Here is a 19793-nt window from a genome sequence, read left to right on the forward strand (position 1 = left end):
GTCCTAGTTATAACCGCGTGCGGTGCGGAACGCTGCCGCAAGGTCCGAGCGTCCGTCGAAGACGCGTGCCGCCGTCGCTGTCGCCAGACTGTCCAGCTGGGTCTTGTCCGCATCGCCGAAAGTAATGCCGAAGATCGGCACGCGTGGTTCCATCGCGTTCCAATCGCTCATGAAGGCCGCACTCTGGTCATCGGATCTGCCGTCGGTCATGATGATGATCGCCGGCAGATAACTGGACAGGTCCGCGGTTTTCGCCATCTGCTGGAGCGCCCTGTCGGCGCAGGCATACATATTGGTGCCGCCGCCGGCATGCTGACCAGAAACTGCGTTGAGAAGCCCCTGCTGCTCCATCGTGTCACCCGAAGCCGAGAAGATATCGCGGACATTGGCATCGAAAGGAATGACGAAGATACGGTCGGCCGGCGACCACTGCACCAGCACCTTGCTGGCCTCCTCGGGCGTGAACAGGAAACGCATCGCCTGCTGCAGACTGTTCTCGCCGTCCCCCTGCATCGAGCCGGAGAAATCGAGGCAGAGCGCCGTCAGTGACGGTTTGCGCAGTGCCGCCTGATAGAGCGTAAGCGCCTGGCGGATCACTGTCGGTTCCGGCATACGGATCGCGGTCACCAGTTTGGCCGGATCGAAATTCCAGCTCGGCTGCGGCTCAGCGGCGACGCTGCCGAGCGGCAGGCGGCGACCGGTTTCGGCGATCTTCTTCTGAACATCGGGCGAGCGCAGATAGGCGAGCAGGTCCTTGAAGAAGGTCTGAACCTGGGGACCGCGGCCATGATCGACGAAACCGAGCGGCGAATCCGCCATCGCTACGCCATCGGCAGGATAGATGGCGTAAAGCGGCTCCTTGCCCATACCCGTGAGCTTGTCGTTGGTTTCCTTGATGACCGCCTCATAATTCCACATGGCATCGTAGATCGTGCCCTTGCTGGCGGAATCCGTATAGAGGTCGGCGAGCCAGCCCGAAGAGCCGGAGGAGCGCGCAACACCGGCAAGCAGGCTTCGAACGGTGTCCTGAACCGTCTTGTCGTCGAGATCGCCGGGCTCGATCACTGGCTTGTTGCCGAGCGCACTGGAGAGCATGGCGAGATAGGCGCTGGCACCGGAATTCGATTGGGTAGCCGATGTCATCAGGAACTTCAGTGAGCCGCTGTTCACCGCTGCCAGGATATCCTTCATGAAGACATCCTTGCCGACCCAGCCGAGCTGCTCGGCCTTCGACTTGCGCACGCCGAGGATGACGGGCGTCTGCGCCACCGACGTCAGGTCCTTGACCCTGCGTTTGGTATCGAACATGTCGACCCAGACGCTGGAGGCCGGCCAGACGGCATCCTGCTCGACACCCTGATCGCTTTGCAGCGCAAGGCCGATATCGAGCGTGCCTTCATATTTGAAGGAGCAGGTCGCGTGCTTCTCCTTGCAGAACTCCTCGACGATCGGCTGCAGGACGGTGTTTTCCGAGCCGGAAACGATCGAGAAATTTGGCCCGCTGCTGAAAGCATCGCAGCCTGCCAACGCCGCGAGACCAGATAGCGCCAGTGCGCAGAGGAATGAGCGGATCATGGTTTTGCCGGTCACGCCTGGGTCATCGCCTTCTTGAGATCGATCGTCAGCTGTTCCATCTGCTGCTCGGCCTGGGCCCGCTTCTTGCGGCCCTCTTCCTGCACGCGCAGCACGCCGGTGACGGTGTCGATCAGATCCTGATTGGCCTTGGCAAGCGTCTCCATATCGACGATGCCGCGCTGCGACTGCTGCTCGATGGCGATCGCCTGATCCTTCATCATTTCCGAGGCCTGGCGGATCATGTCATTGGTGGCGTCGGTCACCGACTTCTGCAGGTCGAGGGCCGATTTCTGCTGCGTGAGCCCGAGGAGGATGACCATCTTCTGCTTCCAGGCAGGCACAGTCAGCGCCGAGGTTGCCTGCAGATTCTCGATCAGTGTTTCATCGCCGGCCTGGACGATGCGGATCTGCGGAAGCTGCTGGATGCCGAGCTGGCGGGCCTGCTGCAGATAGAAGATGCGCTTTTCCAGCCGGTCGAGCGCCTGGAGGCTGTCCTGATAGGTCTGCGCTTCCAGCATGCCGCCACCGGGGCCGGAGACTGCAGCGTCGGCTGCGCTCTTCAATTTCGGCAGCTCGACCGAGCGGAAATGCTCGGCGAAGTTCTTGCCTGCTTGCACATAGGCATCGAGCTTTACGATCGACTGTTTCGTCTCTTCATGCAGATCGTCGAGCAGGGCGATGTCGCGACGCAGCGTATCCTTGTGGCGGTCGAGCTCCAGGCCGATGCGGTCGATCTGGCCTGCAACATCCTCGAACTCCTCCTTGAAGCGCTCGAGGCGCGCCTTGGCGGAGAGGAACATACGGCTCAGGAAACCCTTGTCCTTGAGGGACGCGGGATCGAGGCTCTTGGATTTCAGAATGATATCGGTCAAAAGCTTGCCGACATCGTCGAGATCCTTGTTGCGCACCTCGCGCAGGATCCTGTCGGCATAGTCACTGACGGCCTGCTGGGCGCGATCGCCGTAAACGGAAATTCCGGCGCGGTCTGTAATACTGATGGTGTCTGTAATGCGGGCGACTTCCGCAGGATCGGCGGCAATGGCCGGCAGGGAAGCAGTCTGAACAGTTGCGAGATCGGTATCGGCCATTCGGGTCGTCTTTCTCGGCTTGCGGCGCAATTGGTCTTACGAATTGTAAACCCATTATCTGAGCAACTGGGCCATCCACTATGTAGGGTCGGAAAAGGCAGACTTCCACAAAGACCGGCCCGCGATGACTCATCTGCGGGACGACAGTTTAGCTGTACTAGAAATAATATTTTATGACAAATGCTTAAGCTTGTCGCAGACGCGGCCTCACTGGCAGACCGGCGCGGCCTTCTTGTCGAGAAGCTCGAGCTTGGCAAGCTTGCCGGTCAGGACGAAATCGCCGTAATCCATCGTCAGATCCCGCGTAATGCCGTTCTCATAGAGCTTGAACGACATGCGGTAGACCGGCAGGGTGTCGGATTTGGCATTCTCGTTGAAATAGGAGATCGTCACGGGCCAGAAGGCGGCCTTGGCGAACTCGCCGGCATTGCCTGCATCAGCCTCATTCGTGACCGGAGTCTCCTGCTTACCCACGATCGTCGTTGTCACCAGGGATTTGTCGCCATCGTCGGAGCCGTCGAAGACGCGAGCCTCGAAGAAGCGCTTGCCATCCTTGGCGTTCTGAATGACGTCGAGCATGTGCTCGGTCGGAAAGCGGCTTTCCTCGAGTTGCAGCTCACGGCTTGCCGGCTGCGTGAGGTCGACCTTCACGCCTTCCGGCTTATCCTGAGCCGCGCCGTTGACTTCCTTGTCGAGCTGATCGTCGGTGAAAGACTTGGTATCGAAGGTGAACTTGCCATCCTTCAGGCTCTCGAAGGTCTTGGTCTGCTGGTCGCTGACACGCACGTTGTCGCCGGTGTCGATCTGGGTGACGAAGCGGAAATTCGTGGTGAAGCCTTCGCAGTAATTGCCGTCGAACTCATAGACCATGCGGCCATACATGGAGGAGATGCCGGAGCGTTCCGAAGCGTCCTTCAGTTCCAGGTCGTAGATGGCGCGGTGAGCGACGAGCCCGGTTGCGATCGCAGCGCTCGTCGCCGGCGCGGCCGCCCAGGCATTGGCGGAAACGCTTGCGAGAAGAAGAGCGGCAAGTGACGATCGGAACATTCATTAACTCCTGTTGGACTCGTCCGCGATGTTATAAGAACGCTTTCGGCCAAATCGAGGCTCGAAACTGTCACATTAAAGATTCTAGTCTTGATGCATTCTTTTTGAAGAATTGACAACAAAAGCGGAGACGAAAATGTCCGATGTAATCGCAACGCGCCTGTCGGAAATGGGGATAACCCTGCCCGAGGCAGCAGCACCCGCCGCCAATTATGTCCCCTATGTCATCAGCGGCAACCTTCTCTATATTTCTGGCCAGCTGCCGCTCGAAGGCGGTAAGGTTGCCGTCTCCGGCCACCTCGGCAAGACTGTCGATGTTGCCACTGGCCAGCGTGCCGCAGAGCTTTGCGCCATCAACATTCTTGCTCAGGCAAAGGCAGCGCTCGGCGGCAATCTCGGCCGCATCCGCCGCGTCATCAAGCTCAACGGCTTCGTCGCGTCGGCGCCTGATTTTGTCGAGCAGCACCTCGTTATCAACGGCGCCTCGAACCTGATCGCCGGCGTGCTCGGCGAAGCCGGCAAACATGCCCGCGCTGCCGTCGGCATGGCAGCCTTGCCGCTCAGTGCAGCAGTCGAAATAGATGCTATCATGGAAATCGCATAATGACGAATGCCGCCTGGATCAAAGAGCTGCCGGTTGCGCACCGCGGCTACCACGACCTCAACAATGTCGTCTGGGAAAACACGCTCTCGGCTTTTTCACGGGCCGTCGAAGCGGGCTTCGCCATCGAATGCGACCTGCATTACGCCTCGGATGCCGTGCCGGTCATCTTCCATGATGAAGATCTGGAACGCCTCTGCAACCTCAAGGGCGATGTGCGGGAACGGACCTCCCAGGAACTCGGGCTGATCGCCGTCGGCGGCACGAAGGACAAGGTGCCGACGCTGAAGCAGCTTCTCGCGCTCGTGCAGGGCAAGGTGCCGCTTGTGCTGGAACTCAAGGGCCGCGAAGCCGACGACGAGGGCTTTGCCGAATCCGTTCTCGACGTACTCGAGGGCTATGAGGGCAAGGTTGCGCTGATGAGCTTCGACCATTGGCTGCTGAAGGATCTCAAGGAGCTCAACGCGCCCTACCCGATCGGGCTGACGGCCAACGGCAATACGCCGGAGGAATATGCAGGGCATGAGAAGGCGATGGAGATCGGCCTCGATTTCATTTCCTACTATTATGCCGACCTGCCGAACCCGTTCATCACCGACCAGCGCGACAAGGGCGTTCCGGTCATCACCTGGACGGTGCGTGATGAACAGGCTCGCAAGCAGACTTTCGAGAATGCCGATCAAATGACTTTCGAAGGCTTCGATCCGCGCGCGGCAGTTTGACGCTCGCTTTTTCGACAAGATCGTGCGCAGACTGGGAGGGAGCCAACTCCCTCCCCCAACGGCTTCGCATTTGCTTCATGACAGACGAATCGTCAGACGAACTTTCCATCCGCATCGAGCGATCATTCACCGCAATTTCCCCCGACCGCTGGTCCAGGCTTTCGGGAGCATCGAAGACGTGCGACAGCGTCGCCTATAATCCCTTCGTCTCGCATGCCTTTCTCTCGTCGCTGGAAGAATCCGGCTCTGCCACTGCGCAGACCGGCTGGCTTGGCCATCACATGCTTCTGGAGACGGACAAGGGTGAACTGGTCGGCGCCTTGCCCGGCTATCTCAAGAACCACAGTCAGGGCGAATATGTCTTCGATCATGGCTGGGCCGACGCTTTTGAACGGGCCGGCGGCAGCTATTATCCGAAGCTGCAGTGCTCGATCCCCTTCACGCCCGCCACCGGCCCGCGCCTGCTTGTGACCGAAGGCCTTGCCCGCCTGCCAATTCAGAATGCCATGGCGGAAAGCCTCAAGGAGGTCGTCCGACGCCTCGATATTTCCTCGGCCCATATCACTTTTGTGCCCGAGGACGAGATGCCTGTCTTCGAGACCGACGGCTATTTGCATCGCACGGACAAACAGTTCCACTTCATCAATGAAGGCTATGCCAATCACGACGCGTTCCTGGAAACGCTTGCCTCCCGCAAGCGCAAGGCACTGCGCAAGGAGCGTCGAACGGCGGTTGAGAACGGCATCACCATCGACTGGCTGACCGGCAAGGACCTGACCGAAAAAATCTGGGACCAGTTCTTCGCCTTCTACATGGATACCGGCGGCCGCAAATGGGGCCGGCCTTATTTGACGCGCAAATTCTATTCGCTGATCGGCGAGCGCATGGCCGACGACATCCTGCTCGTCATGGCCAAACGCGACGGCCGCTATGTGGCAGGCGCCATCAATTTCATCGGCGGTGATACGCTCTACGGGCGGCACTGGGGTTGCATCGAAGAACACCCCTTCCTGCATTTCGAGGTCTGCTACCATCAGGCCATCGATTTTGCGCTGGAAAAGGGCCTCAAGAAGGTGGAGGCCGGTGCCCAGGGCGAACATAAACTTGCCCGCGGCTACCTGCCGGTGACAACGCATTCCGCCCACTATATCGCCCATGCGGGATTGCGGCGCGCCGTTGCCGACTATCTCGAGCGCGAGCGGGAGGATGTCGAATATATGAATGAGATGCTTGCCGAACACACTCCCTTCCGCAAAGGCGAAAGGCTGCAGGAGGATTGACGCGCTTGGTTCCGCCGCGCTACGCGATCAAGGCAAACACGAGGAGATTTCGCCATGACCAGCGCTGCCTATGACGACAACAACATCTTCGCCAAGATCCTGCGCGGCGAGATCCCGTCGCATCGCGTCTACGAGGACGACAAGACCGTTGTCTTCATGGATGTGATGCCGCAAGCGCCGGGCCATGTTCTGGTCCTGCCGAAGGCACCTTCCCGCAATATCTTCGATGCTGATCCGGCTTCCCTTTCCCATACGATCACCGTCGTCCAGAAAGTCGCGAATGCCGTCAAGGAAGCCTTCGACGCAGATGGTGTGTTCATCGCCCAGTTCAACGAGCCGGCAGCAGGTCAGACCGTTTTCCACCTGCATTTCCATGTCATCCCGCGGCATGAGGGCGTGGCACTCAAGCCGCATTCCGGCAAGATGGAGGACGGCGCGGTGCTCGCCGCAAACGCGGAGAAAATCAAGTCGGAACTCGCGTAACGGAAGCGCCGCCTTATTTTTCGGAATACTAAATTGCTTCATCGATTTAGGAGGAAATCATGATCCGCCACACCGTTGCATTCCGCCTGAAGCAGGCTGCAGGCTCTGCCGAAGAAAAGGCTTTTCTCGATGAGGCGCTGACGCTCAAGCAGATCCCGAGCGTCAGAAATTTCGAGCAACTTCGCCAGACGAGCCCAAAGAACGATTTCACCTTCGGCTTCTCGATGGAGTTCGACGACCAGGCCGGTTACGACGCCTATAATGTCCACCCGCTGCATGTCGCCTTCGTGCGCGACCGTTGGATACCCGAGGTCGCAGACTTCCTCGAGATCGACTACGCGAAGCTCTGACATCCTGAAGCGTGTCGCTGCCACGCTTTAGGTCTTTTCTTGCCCATATCGTTATCGCAAACCACTACACGCTTTCGCGCGACATGCTTTGGAGCAAACAAAAAGGCCGCTTCGCAGCCGCCTTTTTTCATTGTCTGTTGCAAAACTTACTTCTTGCGCGGAACCTTCGGAACCGTCGAGCCCTTCTTGGGAGCATCGCGGACTTCCGGTTCAGGCTGCGGCACGGTCTTGGCCTTCGTCTTCTTGACCGGCTTGGTCTTTAGCTCGCCATCATCCTCATTGACCGCTCCCGGATGAACCAGTTCGGCTTCCGGCTTCGGCTTGATAGGTGCTGTTTCCGGAATGGCTTCCAGAATGAGGCCCGGCTTGCCATCTTCCTTCGGGCCGACGGTGACGTTGACGACGCCGCCCTTCTTCAGCTTGCCGAAGAGGATTTCGTTCGCCAGCGGCTTCTTGATGTTTTCCTGGATCACGCGGGACAGCGGGCGGGCACCCATCTTCTCGTCGTAACCCTTTTCTGACAGCCAGGCGATCGCATCCTCGTGCAGGTCGAAGGTGACGTTGCGTTCGGAGAGCTGAGCTTCCAGCTGCATAATGAACTTCTGCACGACCTTGTGGATAACGGCCGTCGGCAGCGCCGCGAACGGGATGATCGCGTCGAGACGGTTGCGGAACTCCGGCGTGAACAGGCGGGTCAGAGCCTCTTCGTCTTCGCCGGTGCGCTTGGACGAACCGAAGCCGATGGCGGCCTTGGCCATTTCCGAAGCGCCCGCATTGGTCGTCATGATCAAGATGACGTTGCGGAAGTCGATCTTCTTGCCGTTATGGTCAGTCAGCGTACCGTGGTCCATGACCTGCAGCAGGATATTGTAGATATCCGGATGCGCCTTTTCGATTTCGTCGAGCAGGACCACGCAATGCGGATGCTGGTCGACGCCATCGGTCAAGAGGCCGCCCTGGTCGAAGCCGACATAGCCGGGAGGTGCACCGAGCAGACGGGAAACCGTATGCCGCTCCATGTATTCCGACATATCGAAGCGCAGAATCTCGACGCCCAGCGAGGCGGCAAGCTGCTTGGCGACTTCCGTCTTGCCGACGCCGGTGGGACCGGAGAAGACATAGGCACCGATCGGCTTGTTCGGCTCGCGGAGGCCCGCGCGTGCCAGTTTGATCGCGGTGGACAGGGCTTCGATTGCCACATCCTGACCATAGACGACCGAGCGCAGTTCCTGCTCAAGATTGGCAAGAACGGCTTCGTCGTCCTTCGAGACGGTTTTTGCCGGGATGCGGGCCATCGTCGCAATCGTCGCTTCGATCTCCTTTTCGGTGATCAGCTTGCGGCGCTTGGACGGCGGCAAGAGCATCTGGGCGGCACCGGTCTCGTCGATGACGTCGATCGCCTTATCGGGCAGCTTGCGGTCCGAAATGTAACGGGCCGACAGCTCGACGGCCTGCTTGATCGCCTCGTTCGAGTAGCGCAGATGGTGGTACTCTTCGAAATAGGGCTTCAGACCCTTCATGATCTCGATCGCATCATCGATCGACGGCTCATTGACGTCGATCTTCTGGAAGCGGCGGACCAGAGCTCGGTCCTTCTCGAAGAACTGGCGGTATTCCTTGTAGGTGGTCGAACCGATGCAGCGGATCGCGCCCGAAGACAGAGCCGGCTTCAGGAGGTTCGATGCATCCATGGCTCCGCCCGACGTTGCACCAGCACCGATGACGGTGTGGATTTCGTCGATGAAGAGCACGGCGCCCGGATATTCTTCCAGTTCCTTGACGACCTGCTTCAGGCGCTCTTCGAAGTCACCGCGATAGCGGGTGCCGGCAAGCAGCGTGCCCATATCGAGCGAGAAGATCGTGGCATCGGCCAGAGCTTCCGGAACCTTGCCTTCGACGATGCGCTTGGCAAGGCCTTCAGCGATAGCGGTCTTGCCGACGCCGGGATCACCGACGTAGAGCGGGTTGTTCTTGGAGCGGCGGCACAGGATCTGGATGGTCCGGTTCACCTCGGCGTGACGGCCGATCAGCGGGTCGATCTTGCCGCCCTTGGCCTTCTCGTTGAGGTTTACGCAGTAGGCCTTCAGCGCATCCTGCTGCTTCTTCGGCCCGCTTTCTTCCTCGTTGCCGCCGCGTGCGGTCGGCTTGGATTCGGACTCGTCCTCAGCGCCGCGCGGCGGCCGGCTTTCGGAAACGCCGGGGCGCTTGCCGATGCCGTGGGAGATATAGTTGACGGCGTCGTAGCGGGTCATTTCCTGTTCCTGCAGGAAATAGGCAGCATGGCTTTCGCGCTCGGCGAAGATCGCAACGAGCACGTTGGCGCCGGTCACTTCCTCGCGGCCGGAAGACTGGACATGGATCACCGCGCGCTGGATGACGCGCTGGAAACCTGACGTCGGCTTGGAGTCTTCGTCATAACCGGTGACCAGGTTGGAGAGTTCGTTATCGACATATTCCAGGAGCGTTTTACGAAGCGCGTCGAGGTCGACATTGCAGGCACCCATGACCGCGGCCGCATCGGCATCGTCGATCAGGGCGAGCAGCAGATGCTCGAGCGTCGCATATTCATGGTGCCGCTCGTTGGCAAAGGTCAGTGCCTGATGGAGCGCCTTCTCAAGACTAGGCGAAAATGTTGGCACGTTCAGTTCCTCACTTCTTTTCCATGACGCATTGCAGCGGATGCTGGTGCTGCCGGGCAAAGTCCATCACCTGGCTCACCTTGGTTTCCGCTACCTCGTATGTGAATATTCCGCATTCGCCGACGCCGTGGTTATGGACATGCAGCATGATGCGGGTGGCACTTTCCCGATCCTTCTGAAAAAAACGCTCCAGGATATGGATGACGAATTCCATTGGGGTGTAGTCGTCATTCAAAAGCAGTACGCGATAGAGATTAGGCTTCTTGGTCTTCGGCTTGGTGCGCGTGATGACCGAGGTTCGATTTCCGTTATCCCCGTTCCTTTCGCTGTCGTTTTGCATCCGGATCGGTCTGGCGATCATTGTCATTCATTCCTCAATCAATCCGGCAGGCAGCATGGGAGGGGTGCTTTCCCGACGAATATCTGAAACCCTAAGGTAGTTCATAATAGAGCGATTTTAAGCCCCTTGTTTCCGACTGCAATCACAATTCCGCAGGACTTGACGCAAAGGCCAAAAAAGTCTGCGTAAAAACCAGGGCGCGCTTCGGGAAACAAAAAAGACCGGCCGCAAATGCGGTGCCGGTCTTTGATTTTCAATAGGCGGCGCGCAACGCGCCACAAGATTTATGCGGCGGCGGGGGCTACCGGAGTGGCTTTCGAGACCTTGGCGGCAGCGGCGGCCATCGGTGCTTCGTAGGGCTTGTAAGCATTTTTGGCGAGGTCGGCATACATTTCGCCGAGCTTGGTCGCTTCGGAAACAAAAGCCTCATAGGAAGACTTCGCATAATTGGTCTGCAATTCGAAGGCCGCCTCGAAGCTCTTTAGGCCTGACAGCGTCTCGAAATGGGTGACGGCATCCTGGAAGGACTTCTTTGAATATTCGGCCGCCTCGGAGGCAATCGCCTGGAAACCCTTGGCAGTATCGGAATAGCTCTTGAGCATCGAATCTACGGCTTCCTTGCTCTTCCGGTTTGTATCGTCGAAATTGAACATGACCATCCTCCAATTGGCAGTTGCAAGCAGAGGGTAGCTGCAACGCACAAAGAGTCAAGTAGTCTTGTGCATCGCAAAACACCCAATGGTTGCACCCGCTGTCAGCGCTAAAGACCGGATTTTTGGGCACGTTCGTCTTTTATTGATTTTGCTAAAATATATCAGGCGACTGCAACCACAGGGTTAGCAGAAATTTTAGTGAACCAGCGTATTTGGCGATCGGCGCAAACAAAAAAGCCGTGTATCGCCTGGCGATCCACGGCTTTTGATCGATGTGACGGCGATCAGAGATCGACGTCGAGAATTGCCATCGAGAAATTGTAGGAACGGTCGCCGTCCTCGTCATCGATGTAGATGACACCCAGAAATTCTTCGCCAATGTAGACTTCCGCGGAGTCGTTCTTGCGCGGACGCGCCTTCACCACGATCTGCGGGTTCAGCGTGCGTTTGAAATAGGCGTCGAGCTTCTTGATTTCTTCAGGCTTCACTCTTTTGATCTCCGTAAGCGATCTCGGTTGGCCGCTTCTTGCACAGGTAAAGCTGCGCTGTAAAGGTCGCGAGCTCGTGTTAGCAGTGACTGTCTCCACCGGGATCTAGGCGCTTTTACGCATTTTTCCAATGAAGGCTCAGATATCGGCGCCGATAACCTGATCCATCACCCGGGCAGGCTCGGAACAGCCCGCTTCACCGACGACCTTGGCGGGCACGCCTGCCACCGTGGTCTTTGGCGGCACCGCCTTCAGGACGACGGAGCCGGCAGCGACGCGCGAACAGAAGCCGATCTCGATATTGCCGAGGATCTTTGCGCCTGCGCCGATCATGACGCCCGTGCCGATCTTCGGGTGACGATCGGCCCCCTCCTTGCCGGTGCCGCCGAGCGTCACACCATGCAGGATGGAGACGTTATCGCCGATAACAGCCGTTTCGCCGACGACGAGGCCGGTCGCGTGGTCGAGGAAGATACCCTTACCGATGCGAGCGGCCGGATTGATGTCCGTCTGGAAGACGCTGGAGGAGCGGCTCTGCAAGTAAAGCGCGAAGTCGCGCCGGCCGCGGTTCAGCAGCCAATGCGCCAGCCGGTGCGTCTGCAGCGCGTGGAAGCCCTTGAAGTACAGAACGGCTTCCATGAAGCGCAGGCAAGCGGGGTCACGATCATAGACTGCCTGGATATCCACGCGCAGGATCGAGCTCCATTCCGGCCAGTCCTCGAGCATTTCCTCAAAGGTCTGGCGCAGCAGGTTTGCCTGCATGTCGGGATGGTCGAGGCGCTCGCAGATGCGGTGAATGACGCATTCTTCGAGCGAGCGATGGTTGATGACCGTCGAATAAAGGAAGGCCGCCAGCACCGGATCGCTTTCCGCAGCGAGGCGCGCTTCTTCTCGCAGGCTGTCCCAGATAGGGTCCATCACCTTCAGCGGATGGGCTCCCTCCAGCGTGCGGATATCCGTCTTAGCGACCATTTCCGGCCTCCTCATTTCCCGTTGGAATGCGATTATATAGAGGAAAACGCCGATAACATAAATGGGTGCCCGCGGCACACCGGTTCAGCATGTTTTTCTTTGAAATCACGTTTATGTCACCTGCCGGGGACGTCAGCCGGCAGCGACCTTTGCGTAGAATTCCAGGACGGCCTTCTTGAACACCCGATCACCCACGGCGAGCATGTGGTCGCGGCCGGGAATATCGAGTGCTTCGGCGTGAGGCATCAGCGCTGCAAGCTCCTGGGGAGAACCGGCAATATCGTCCTTCGTCCCAACTCCGATCAGGGTGGGCGCATCGATCTTGCCCATGTCAGCGCGGGCAACCAGATCGCGCGAACCCTTGATACAGGCGGCAAGGGCTTCGCGGTCACTCTTCGTCTGCTCGGCAAAGGCGCGGAACATCTGGCCGCGCTGATGGATGACGTCGGCAAGCGACGGTGCAAGCAGCGCATCGGCGATCGGGTCCCAATCGCCCACCCCATCCGTCATCCCGATACCGAGGCCGCCGAGCACCAGCGAGCGGACGCGGTGTGGATGGGCAAGCGCCGCAAAGACGGAGATGCGGGCGCCCATGGAGTAGCCCATCAGATTGGCCTCGGAAATACCGAGATGATCAAGCAGCGCGATCGCGTCACCAGCCATGAACCATGGCCTGTAAGCTTCGGCATCGCGCGGCTTGTCGCTGGCGCCATGCCCTCTGTTGTCGATGGCAATGACACGGTAACCGGCATCCCCTAGGGTCTTCAGCCAGCCCGGATGAACCCAGTTGACGCTCGCCGACGAAGCAAAGCCATGGATCAGCAGCACCGGCGGGCCGGAGGGTTCACCCTCATCGAAGAAAGCGAGTTTCAGTCCATCATGGGTGAAGCTTGAAAATGCAGGCGTATTCAGGTTCATCGGGCCGTCCTTATTTGGCGAGACCATAGTCGAGCGGCCTTTCAGCGTGAAGCCAAAAACTCGCAATGGAGCCATGCTTTGGCACTACACTTTTGCTTCGAAGGCCTATAAAGTCCGCGCAGAATTTCAAAGCATTCGGAGACAGACATGGCCGGCCACAGCATTCCCCACTTCCAGAACGACGGCGGTCACCGCGTTATCGAAGTCGGCGTCAAGGAATTCATGTGCACCGGCGCATCCGCTCCCTTCGATCATCCGCATATCTTCATCGATATGGGCGAAGACAATGAGAAGGTCTGCTCCTACTGCTCGACCCTCTACCGCTACAATGCTTCGCTGAAGTCCAACCAGACAAACCCGCCCGGCTGCGTCTTCCTCGTCAAGGCGGCGTAATTTCCCCCCTCTTTAGATCGGATATCCCATGCCGGTCGAACATGCCGCCATTATCGGTGCCGGAATTGCCGGACTGACGGCTGCTCTGGCACTCTCAAGACGTGGCATCAGTTCGGATATTTTCGAACAGGCGCCCGAGCTTGCCGAGGTGGGTGCCGGCCTGCAGATCTCTCCCAATGCATCGCGCGTGCTTGCCGAACTCGGTGTGCTCGATCGGCTGACCAGCCTCTGGCTCGAGCCGCAATCCATCCGGCTGATCTCGGGCAGTTCGCTGCGCGAACTTGCAGCTGTCCCGGCCGGAAGTTTTGCCAGGAACCGCTGGGGAGCGCCCTACGGCGTCCTGCATCGCAAGACGCTTCAGAAGGCCCTGCTGGATGCCGTCAGCGCCAATCCGCTCTGCGCGCTCCATCTCGGAACACGTTTCGAATCAGACTTGCCACAGGGCCGGCGCCCGGCCGATGTCATCATCGGCGCCGATGGCGTCTGGTCCAGGCTGAGGCAGACAATACCGGGCGCCCCTGCCCCACAATTCTCCGGAAACGTCGCCTTCCGTTTTACCATCGCAGAAGCAGAGGCGCCGGGCTTTCTGGACCGCACCAGCGTCTCGGCCCTGCTCGGCTCCTCGGCGCATATGGTCTGCTATCCGCTGAAGGAAACCGGCGGCTTCAACATGGTGGCGATTACCGCCGGCAATATCGCGCCGCAGGCCTGGCAAGGCGAGCCGACACAGGCTCAGCAGGAGCTTCTGCAGTCACGCTTCCGTCGCTGGCATCCTGTTATTGCCGGTTTGCTCGGGCGGCGCAGCGACATCACCTTCTGGCCGCTTTTCGAGGCAACGCCGGGCAAATGGCAGGACGGTAACAAGATCGTGCTGATCGGCGATGCGGCACATGCCATGATGCCCTTTGCGGCACAGGGGGCCGCGATGGCGATCGAGGATGCATTCGAGCTTGCAGCCTTCCTCGCCACCCGCCCGGTTTCCGAAGCCATCTCGCTCTTTGAACGGCATCGCATGCCGCGCATCGCCAAGCTCCGCCAGCGCGGCGCTTTTAACCGTTTTGCCTATCATGCGAGCGGACCGATCCGTCTCGGCCGGGATATCGTGCTGTCGCTGAAACCGCCGCAAAGCCTCGCCGCGGATCTCGACTGGATTTACGGCTATCGCCCAGTCGGCTGATCAAATGGTGGCTGATCAGACGGCGTTTGCTGCAGCAAAGCCGCGCTCGATATCAGCCTTGAGATCAACGACATCTTCCAGACCGATCTGCAGGCGAATGACCGGACCTTCGGCCGGGGCCCTGGCGATCTCTCGGTCCGAAAGATTGACCAGTATGGCAAGGCTTTCGTAGCCGCCCCAGGAATAGCCCAGTCCGAAATAAGAGAGCGCATCGAGGAAGGCATGTGCCTTCGGCTTGACCTTTTGCGGATCGTCAACCTTCAGCACGAAGGAGAAGATGCCGCTGGCACCCTTGAAGTCGCGCTTCCATATATGGTGCGACGGGAAGCTCGGCAGGGCCGGATGCAGGACGCGGGCAACCTCTTCGCGGTTTTCGAGCCACGTGGCGATTGCCAGCGCGCTTTCGTAGTGGCGCTCCAGCCGGATCCCCATGGTGCGCAGGCCACGCAGGATCTGGTAGGAATCATCAGGCGCGCCACAAAGGCCGAGTGTGCCATGCGTTTCGATCAGCCGCGGCCAGTGCTCGGCATTGGCGGAAATGGTTCCCATCAGAATGTCGGAATGGCCCGATGGATATTTGGTCGAGGCATGGATGGACACGTCGACGCCAAAGTCCAGCGGCCGGAAATAGAGAGGTGTGGCCCAGGTGTTGTCCATCAGCACGACGGCGCCGTGTTTGTGCGCCACAGCCGCGATGGCCGGGATATCCTGCATCTCGAAAGTATTGGAGCCTGGGGCTTCGGTCAGCACGACCGTGGTGTTCGGCTTGAAGAGCGTCTCGATGGCCGCGTCGATCGCCGGATCGAAATAGTCGACCTCGACACCCATGCGCTTCAGGACCGTGTCACAGAAATGGCGCGTTGGACCGTAGACGGAATCGACGACCAGCACGTGATCGCCTGCCGCAACATAGGCCAGGATGGCGACCGTGACGGCAGCGAGGCCGGAGGGCACCAGCACAGTGCCGGCCGAGCCTTCGAGCGCATTGATCGCCTCGGCAAGGGCGTCGGTCGTCGGCGTGCCGCGGGTGCCGTATGTGTATTTCTTGTTGCGCGTCTCCATGGACTTGGCGTCGGGAAAGAGCACCGTGGACGCGCGCACCACCGGCGGATTGACGAAACCGTGATAATCCGCGGGGTCATAGCCGATATGGGAAAGACGGGTATTTATGCCGGCGCCCGGCAGGAGACTGTCTAGATCTTTCATGTTGGAAATGGCCTTCTGGCGAGGGTATGCAAAGGCCGAACTCTTGAACCCCGTCGCCATCAGGGTCAACCCCTACAACTTGACGTGATAGCCTCGCCCGCGAAGCCGCCGGCCTTTACTTCGCGATTTCAGCGCTATTTTTTTCCTCAAGCTAGAGCCCAATTTCTAGCCAAGTGCCTAGAGACGCAGCGCAATCCACCAAAATGCTGAATTTTGCCGCAATTATTGGCCGCGACACTTGACCATAGTGACATTTGCGACTGTGATAGACCCACTCGCGCCGGGAGGGTTGCGGGAAATGGGGAGGTACATGGGCTAGTTCAATCCGGCCACTCCCCGAAAAGATAAAGATAAGACAACGGAAAAAGGTTGGGAAAAATGAAGTACAAGCTCCTGTCCGCAGCAGCCGGCGCAGCAGTTTTCGCTCTTGGCGCTTCGGCCGCTTCGGCCACTACTCTCGGAGACGTAAAGGCAAAAGGTTTTGTCCAGTGCGGCGTCAACACCGGTCTTGCCGGCTTTGCTGCACCTGATGCGTCCGGCAACTGGTCGGGCTTCGACGTCGACTTCTGCCGCGCGGTTTCCGCTGCGGTCTTCGGCGATCCGACCAAAGTGAAGTTCACGCCGCTTAGCGCCGCGAACCGCTTCCCGGCCCTGCAGTCCGGCGAAGTCGACGTTCTGGCCCGCAACACGACCTGGACGATCAACCGTGATACGGCTCTCGGCCTGAACTTCCGCTTCGTCAACTACTATGACGGCCAGGGCTTCATGGTTCGCAAGAGCCTGAACGTGAAGTCGGCTCTGGAACTCTCCGGCGCATCCGTCTGCGTGCAGTCCGGCACCACCACCGAGCTCAATCTCGCCGACTACTTCAAGGCCAACAACCTCCAGTACAATCCGGTCGTCTTCGAGAAACTGGATGAGGTCAACGCCGCTTATGACTCCGGCCGTTGCGACGTCTACACGACTGACCAATCGGGCCTCTACTCGCTGCGTCTGACGCTGAAGAACCCGGACGAGCACATGATCCTGCCGGAAATCATTTCCAAGGAGCCTCTCGCCCCGGCCGTTCGCCAGGGTGACGACCAGTGGTTCGATGTCGTCAGCTGGGTCGGCTACGCGATGATCAACGCCGAAGAATTCGGTATCACGCAGGCCAATGTCGACGACATGAAGAATTCGCCGAACCCGGATATCAAGCGCTTCCTCGGCGTTGAAGCCGACACGAAGATCGGTACCGATCTCGGCCTGACCAATGACTGGGCCTACAACATCATCAAGACCGTCGGCAATTATGGCGAAGTCTTCGAAAAGAACATCGGCCAGGGGAGCCCGCTGAAGATCTCGCGCGGCCTCAACGCTCTCTGGAACAAGGGCGGCATTCAGTACGCTCCGCCGGTTCGTTAATCGGCACTACGCATGAAAAGCCGGAAAGGCGGATAACCGCCTTTCCCTCCTCCTATAAAAAAGCTCCGAAAAGGAGCGCATAACGTGGGGAATTGGCCAGGCATGACGCATCAGGTTGCGGATTCAACATCTTTGCCCAGGAGCGGCTGGAGCTTCCAGTCTGCCCTCTATGACCCGACAGTTCGGGGCATCTTCTTCCAAGTCCTTACCATTGTCTTGCTGGTCGCGCTGATCTGGTCGATTGCTCACAATACGGCAGTCAATTTGGCGCGCGCCAACATTGCATCGGGTTTCGGCTTTCTGAACGGACGCGCCGGCTTCGAAGTCGGCCAGTCGCTGATCCCGTATTCGAGTGATTCGACCTATGGCCGTGCGCTGCTCGTCGGCCTTCTGAATACTATCCTGATCGCCGTTACCGGCATCATCACTGCAACGATTATCGGCTTCGTTGTCGGTATCGGCCGTCTGTCGCGGAACTGGCTGATTGCCAAGCTCTGCACGGTCTATGTGGAAGTCTTCCGCAACATCCCGCCGCTGCTGGTGATCTTCTTCTGGTATTCGGGTGTTCTGGCGATTCTGCCCAATGCCCGTGACTCGCTGCATCTGCCTCTCGGATCATATCTGAACAATCGCGGCCTCGCCTTCCCCAAGCCGATCTTCGGCGACGGTTTCTGGCTGGTCGGCGTTGCCTTCGCTGTCGCGATCATCGCCACTATTATCACCGCACGGTGGGCGCATCGTCGGCAGGCCGCGACAGGTCAGCCGTTCCACACGATCTGGGTTTCGATCGGCCTCATCGTCGGCCTGCCGCTCATTGCATTCCTGCTCGCAGGCGCACCCCTGTCTTTTGATTTCCCGGTCGCCGGCAAGTTCAATCTGACCGGCGGTTCCGTGGTCGGCCCGGAATTCATGTCGCTTTTCCTGGCGCTTTCCTTCTACACGGCGGCCTTCATCGCCGAGATCGTGCGCTCAGGTATCCGCGGCGTGCCCAAGGGACAGACGGAGGCGGCAGCGGCACTCGGCCTGCATCCTTCGGCAATCACCCGGCTGGTCGTCATTCCGCAGGCTTTCCGCATCATCATCCCGCCGCTGAGCAGCCAGTATCTGAACCTCACCAAGAACTCGTCGCTGGCGATCGCGATCGGCTTTGCCGATCTCGTTGCTGTCGGCAGCACGACGCTGAACCAGACGGGCCAGTCCGTCGAGGTGATCCTGATCTGGGCGGTCATCTACCTCAGCCTCAGCATCGTGACCTCTCTGCTCATGAACTGGTTCAATGCCAAGATGGCGCTGGTGGAGAGATAAGATGAGCGACAGTTTCGTCAGAACCACCATACTCGCACCGGAGCCGCCTCCGGCTGGAGAAAAGGGTGCGGCAGCCTGGATACGCCGCAACCTGCTTGCGACACCCAAGGATATCATCCTCACTCTTCTGGCAGCGACCTTCCTCGCCTGGGCTCTACCGCATGCCGTTAACTGGCTGTTCGTGCAGGCGGTCTGGACAGGTCCGGACCGCACCTTCTGCGCCACGACAGTCCAGGGCGGCATTCAGCCGGATGGCTGGAGTGGTGCCTGCTGGGCCTTCGTCAATGCCAAGTTCGACCAATTCATCTACGGACGCTATCCACTCGACGAGCGCTGGCGGCCGACACTGGTCGGCATTCTCTTCGTACTCCTGCTCGTGCCGATGCTCATCCCATCTGTGCCGCGCAAGGGGCTGAATGCGATCCTGCTCTTCGTCGTGCTGCCGATCGTCTCTTTCGTCCTGCTTTATGGTGGCTTCGGCCTCGAAATCGTCGACACGCCGCTCTGGGGCGGGCTGATGGTGACGCTGGTGCTCTCTTTCGTCGGCATCGTCGTCTCCTTCCCGGTCGGTATTCTTCTAGCGCTCGGCAGACGCTCGCATATGCCTGTCATCCGCATGGTGAGCATCATTTTCATCGAGGTCGTGCGTGGCGTGCCGCTGATCACGGTTCTCTTCATGGCAAGCGTAGTGCTGCCGCTTTTCCTGCCGGCCGGCTGGACGGTGGACAAACTGCTGCGAGCGATCGTGGGTGTATCGATCTTTGCCTCCGCCTATATGGCTGAGGTCATTCGCGGCGGCCTGCAGGCCATTCCAAAGGGCCAGTTCGAGGGTGCGGATTCGCTTGGCCTCGGCTACTGGCAGAAGATGCGGCTGATCATCATGCCGCAAGCGATCAAGCTCGTGATCCCCGGCATCGTCAACACCTTCATCGGGATGTTCAAGGACACGTCACTGGTATCGATCATCAGCATGTTCGACCTGCTTGGTATCGTTCGCCTCAACTTCACCGATGCCAATTGGGCAACGGCTGTGACGCCGCTGTCCGGGCTGATTTTCGCCGGCTTCACCTTCTGGCTTTTCTGCTTCGGCATGTCGCGCTATTCAGCATTCATGGAACGCCATCTCGACACCGGCCACAAACGATAAGAATA

The 19793-nt window shown here is 59.1% G+C and carries 20 protein-coding genes; 10 read left to right on the forward strand and 10 right to left on the reverse strand.

The window, feature by feature from the left end; genetic code table 11:
• Positions 1-3 precede the first annotated feature (3 nt).
• The 3 genes from AB4Z13_RS15255 to AB4Z13_RS15265 all read right to left on the reverse strand — a co-directional run bounded on the left by AB4Z13_RS15255 (position 4) and on the right by AB4Z13_RS15265 (position 3710).
• Complete coding sequence (locus AB4Z13_RS15255; RefSeq protein ID WP_439017198.1) at positions 4-1575, reverse strand: substrate-binding domain-containing protein; 1572 nt, start codon at positions 1573-1575, stop codon at positions 4-6.
• 11 nt (positions 1576-1586) lie between these two features.
• Positions 1587-2663: a toxic anion resistance protein gene (locus AB4Z13_RS15260; protein ID WP_439014873.1), complete on the reverse strand. Its 1077-nt coding sequence runs from the start codon at positions 2661-2663 to the stop codon at positions 1587-1589.
• Between the two features lie 207 nt (positions 2664-2870).
• The gene (locus AB4Z13_RS15265) at positions 2871-3710 is read right to left on the reverse strand and encodes a cell envelope integrity EipB family protein (RefSeq protein ID WP_310389484.1); all 840 of its coding nucleotides are present in this window, start codon (positions 3708-3710) and stop codon (positions 2871-2873) included.
• A 136-nt stretch (positions 3711-3846) separates the two neighbouring features.
• Here AB4Z13_RS15265 and AB4Z13_RS15270 point away from each other — a divergent pair, with 136 nt between their 5' ends.
• The 5 genes from AB4Z13_RS15270 to AB4Z13_RS15290 all read left to right on the forward strand — a co-directional run bounded on the left by AB4Z13_RS15270 (position 3847) and on the right by AB4Z13_RS15290 (position 7146).
• Positions 3847-4314: a RidA family protein gene (locus AB4Z13_RS15270; RefSeq protein WP_113322799.1), complete on the forward strand. Its 468-nt coding sequence runs from the start codon at positions 3847-3849 to the stop codon at positions 4312-4314.
• The gene (locus AB4Z13_RS15275; RefSeq protein ID WP_439014872.1) at positions 4314-5033 is read left to right on the forward strand and encodes a glycerophosphodiester phosphodiesterase; all 720 of its coding nucleotides are present in this window, start codon (positions 4314-4316) and stop codon (positions 5031-5033) included. Before AB4Z13_RS15270 ends, AB4Z13_RS15275 begins: the two co-directional genes overlap by 1 nt.
• 77 nt (positions 5034-5110) lie before the next feature.
• Positions 5111-6313: a GNAT family N-acetyltransferase gene (locus AB4Z13_RS15280; RefSeq protein ID WP_113322795.1), complete on the forward strand. Its 1203-nt coding sequence runs from the start codon at positions 5111-5113 to the stop codon at positions 6311-6313.
• A gap of 54 nt (positions 6314-6367) precedes the next feature.
• Positions 6368-6796 (forward strand): HIT family protein, encoded by a 429-nt coding sequence (locus AB4Z13_RS15285; protein ID WP_439014870.1) that lies wholly within the window; start codon positions 6368-6370, stop codon positions 6794-6796.
• A 59-nt stretch (positions 6797-6855) separates the two neighbouring features.
• On the forward strand, positions 6856-7146 hold the full coding sequence (locus AB4Z13_RS15290; RefSeq protein ID WP_439014869.1) for a Dabb family protein: 291 nt from the start codon (positions 6856-6858) through the stop codon (positions 7144-7146).
• 146 nt (positions 7147-7292) lie between these two features.
• Here the strand turns inward: AB4Z13_RS15290 and clpA are convergent, their stop codons facing one another.
• From clpA to AB4Z13_RS15320, 6 genes are all read right to left on the reverse strand, one after another.
• Complete coding sequence (gene clpA / locus AB4Z13_RS15295) at positions 7293-9785, reverse strand: ATP-dependent Clp protease ATP-binding subunit ClpA (protein WP_439014868.1); 2493 nt, start codon at positions 9783-9785, stop codon at positions 7293-7295.
• A 10-nt stretch (positions 9786-9795) separates the two neighbouring features.
• Positions 9796-10146 (reverse strand): ATP-dependent Clp protease adapter ClpS, encoded by a 351-nt coding sequence (gene clpS, locus AB4Z13_RS15300; RefSeq protein ID WP_037072724.1) that lies wholly within the window; start codon positions 10144-10146, stop codon positions 9796-9798.
• A gap of 263 nt (positions 10147-10409) precedes the next feature.
• Entirely contained in the window at positions 10410-10778 is a 369-nt protein-coding gene (locus AB4Z13_RS15305) for a phasin family protein (protein ID WP_007827401.1), read from the reverse strand.
• Positions 10779-11062: 284 nt separating this feature from the next.
• Positions 11063-11266, reverse strand: a complete 204-nt coding sequence (locus AB4Z13_RS15310) for a DUF3126 family protein (protein WP_007827403.1) — start codon at positions 11264-11266, stop codon at positions 11063-11065.
• A gap of 138 nt (positions 11267-11404) precedes the next feature.
• Positions 11405-12238: a serine O-acetyltransferase gene (gene cysE / locus AB4Z13_RS15315; RefSeq protein ID WP_007827405.1), complete on the reverse strand. Its 834-nt coding sequence runs from the start codon at positions 12236-12238 to the stop codon at positions 11405-11407.
• 132 nt (positions 12239-12370) lie between these two features.
• On the reverse strand, positions 12371-13156 hold the full coding sequence (locus tag AB4Z13_RS15320; protein WP_439014867.1) for an alpha/beta fold hydrolase: 786 nt from the start codon (positions 13154-13156) through the stop codon (positions 12371-12373).
• Positions 13157-13303: 147 nt separating this feature from the next.
• Here AB4Z13_RS15320 and AB4Z13_RS15325 point away from each other — a divergent pair, with 147 nt between their 5' ends.
• A complete protein-coding gene (locus AB4Z13_RS15325) occupies positions 13304-13549 on the forward strand; it encodes a zinc-finger domain-containing protein (protein ID WP_113322789.1) in 246 nt (81 codons plus the stop codon).
• A gap of 28 nt (positions 13550-13577) precedes the next feature.
• Positions 13578-14726 (forward strand): FAD-dependent monooxygenase, encoded by a 1149-nt coding sequence (locus tag AB4Z13_RS15330; protein WP_442206257.1) that lies wholly within the window; start codon positions 13578-13580, stop codon positions 14724-14726.
• A 15-nt stretch (positions 14727-14741) separates the two neighbouring features.
• On the opposite strand, the gene AB4Z13_RS15335 is transcribed toward AB4Z13_RS15330, so the two are convergent.
• Complete coding sequence (locus tag AB4Z13_RS15335; protein ID WP_439014865.1) at positions 14742-15932, reverse strand: cystathionine beta-lyase; 1191 nt, start codon at positions 15930-15932, stop codon at positions 14742-14744.
• 378 nt (positions 15933-16310) lie between these two features.
• On the opposite strand from AB4Z13_RS15335, the gene AB4Z13_RS15340 reads away from it, so the two are divergent.
• From AB4Z13_RS15340 to AB4Z13_RS15350, 3 genes are all read left to right on the forward strand, one after another.
• Complete coding sequence (locus AB4Z13_RS15340) at positions 16311-17336, forward strand: amino acid ABC transporter substrate-binding protein (protein ID WP_113322785.1); 1026 nt, start codon at positions 16311-16313, stop codon at positions 17334-17336.
• A gap of 102 nt (positions 17337-17438) precedes the next feature.
• Positions 17439-18641 carry an amino acid ABC transporter permease gene (locus tag AB4Z13_RS15345; RefSeq protein WP_113322783.1) on the forward strand — a complete coding sequence of 401 codons (1203 nt, stop codon included), beginning with the start codon at positions 17439-17441 and terminating at the stop codon, positions 18639-18641.
• A gap of 1 nt (position 18642) precedes the next feature.
• Entirely contained in the window at positions 18643-19788 is a 1146-nt protein-coding gene (locus tag AB4Z13_RS15350) for an amino acid ABC transporter permease (RefSeq protein ID WP_113322781.1), read from the forward strand.
• Positions 19789-19793: the final 5 nt, after the last annotated feature.

Source organism: Rhizobium sp. YAF28, from assembly GCF_052113285.1.
GTDB lineage: Bacteria > Pseudomonadota > Alphaproteobacteria > Rhizobiales > Rhizobiaceae > Rhizobium.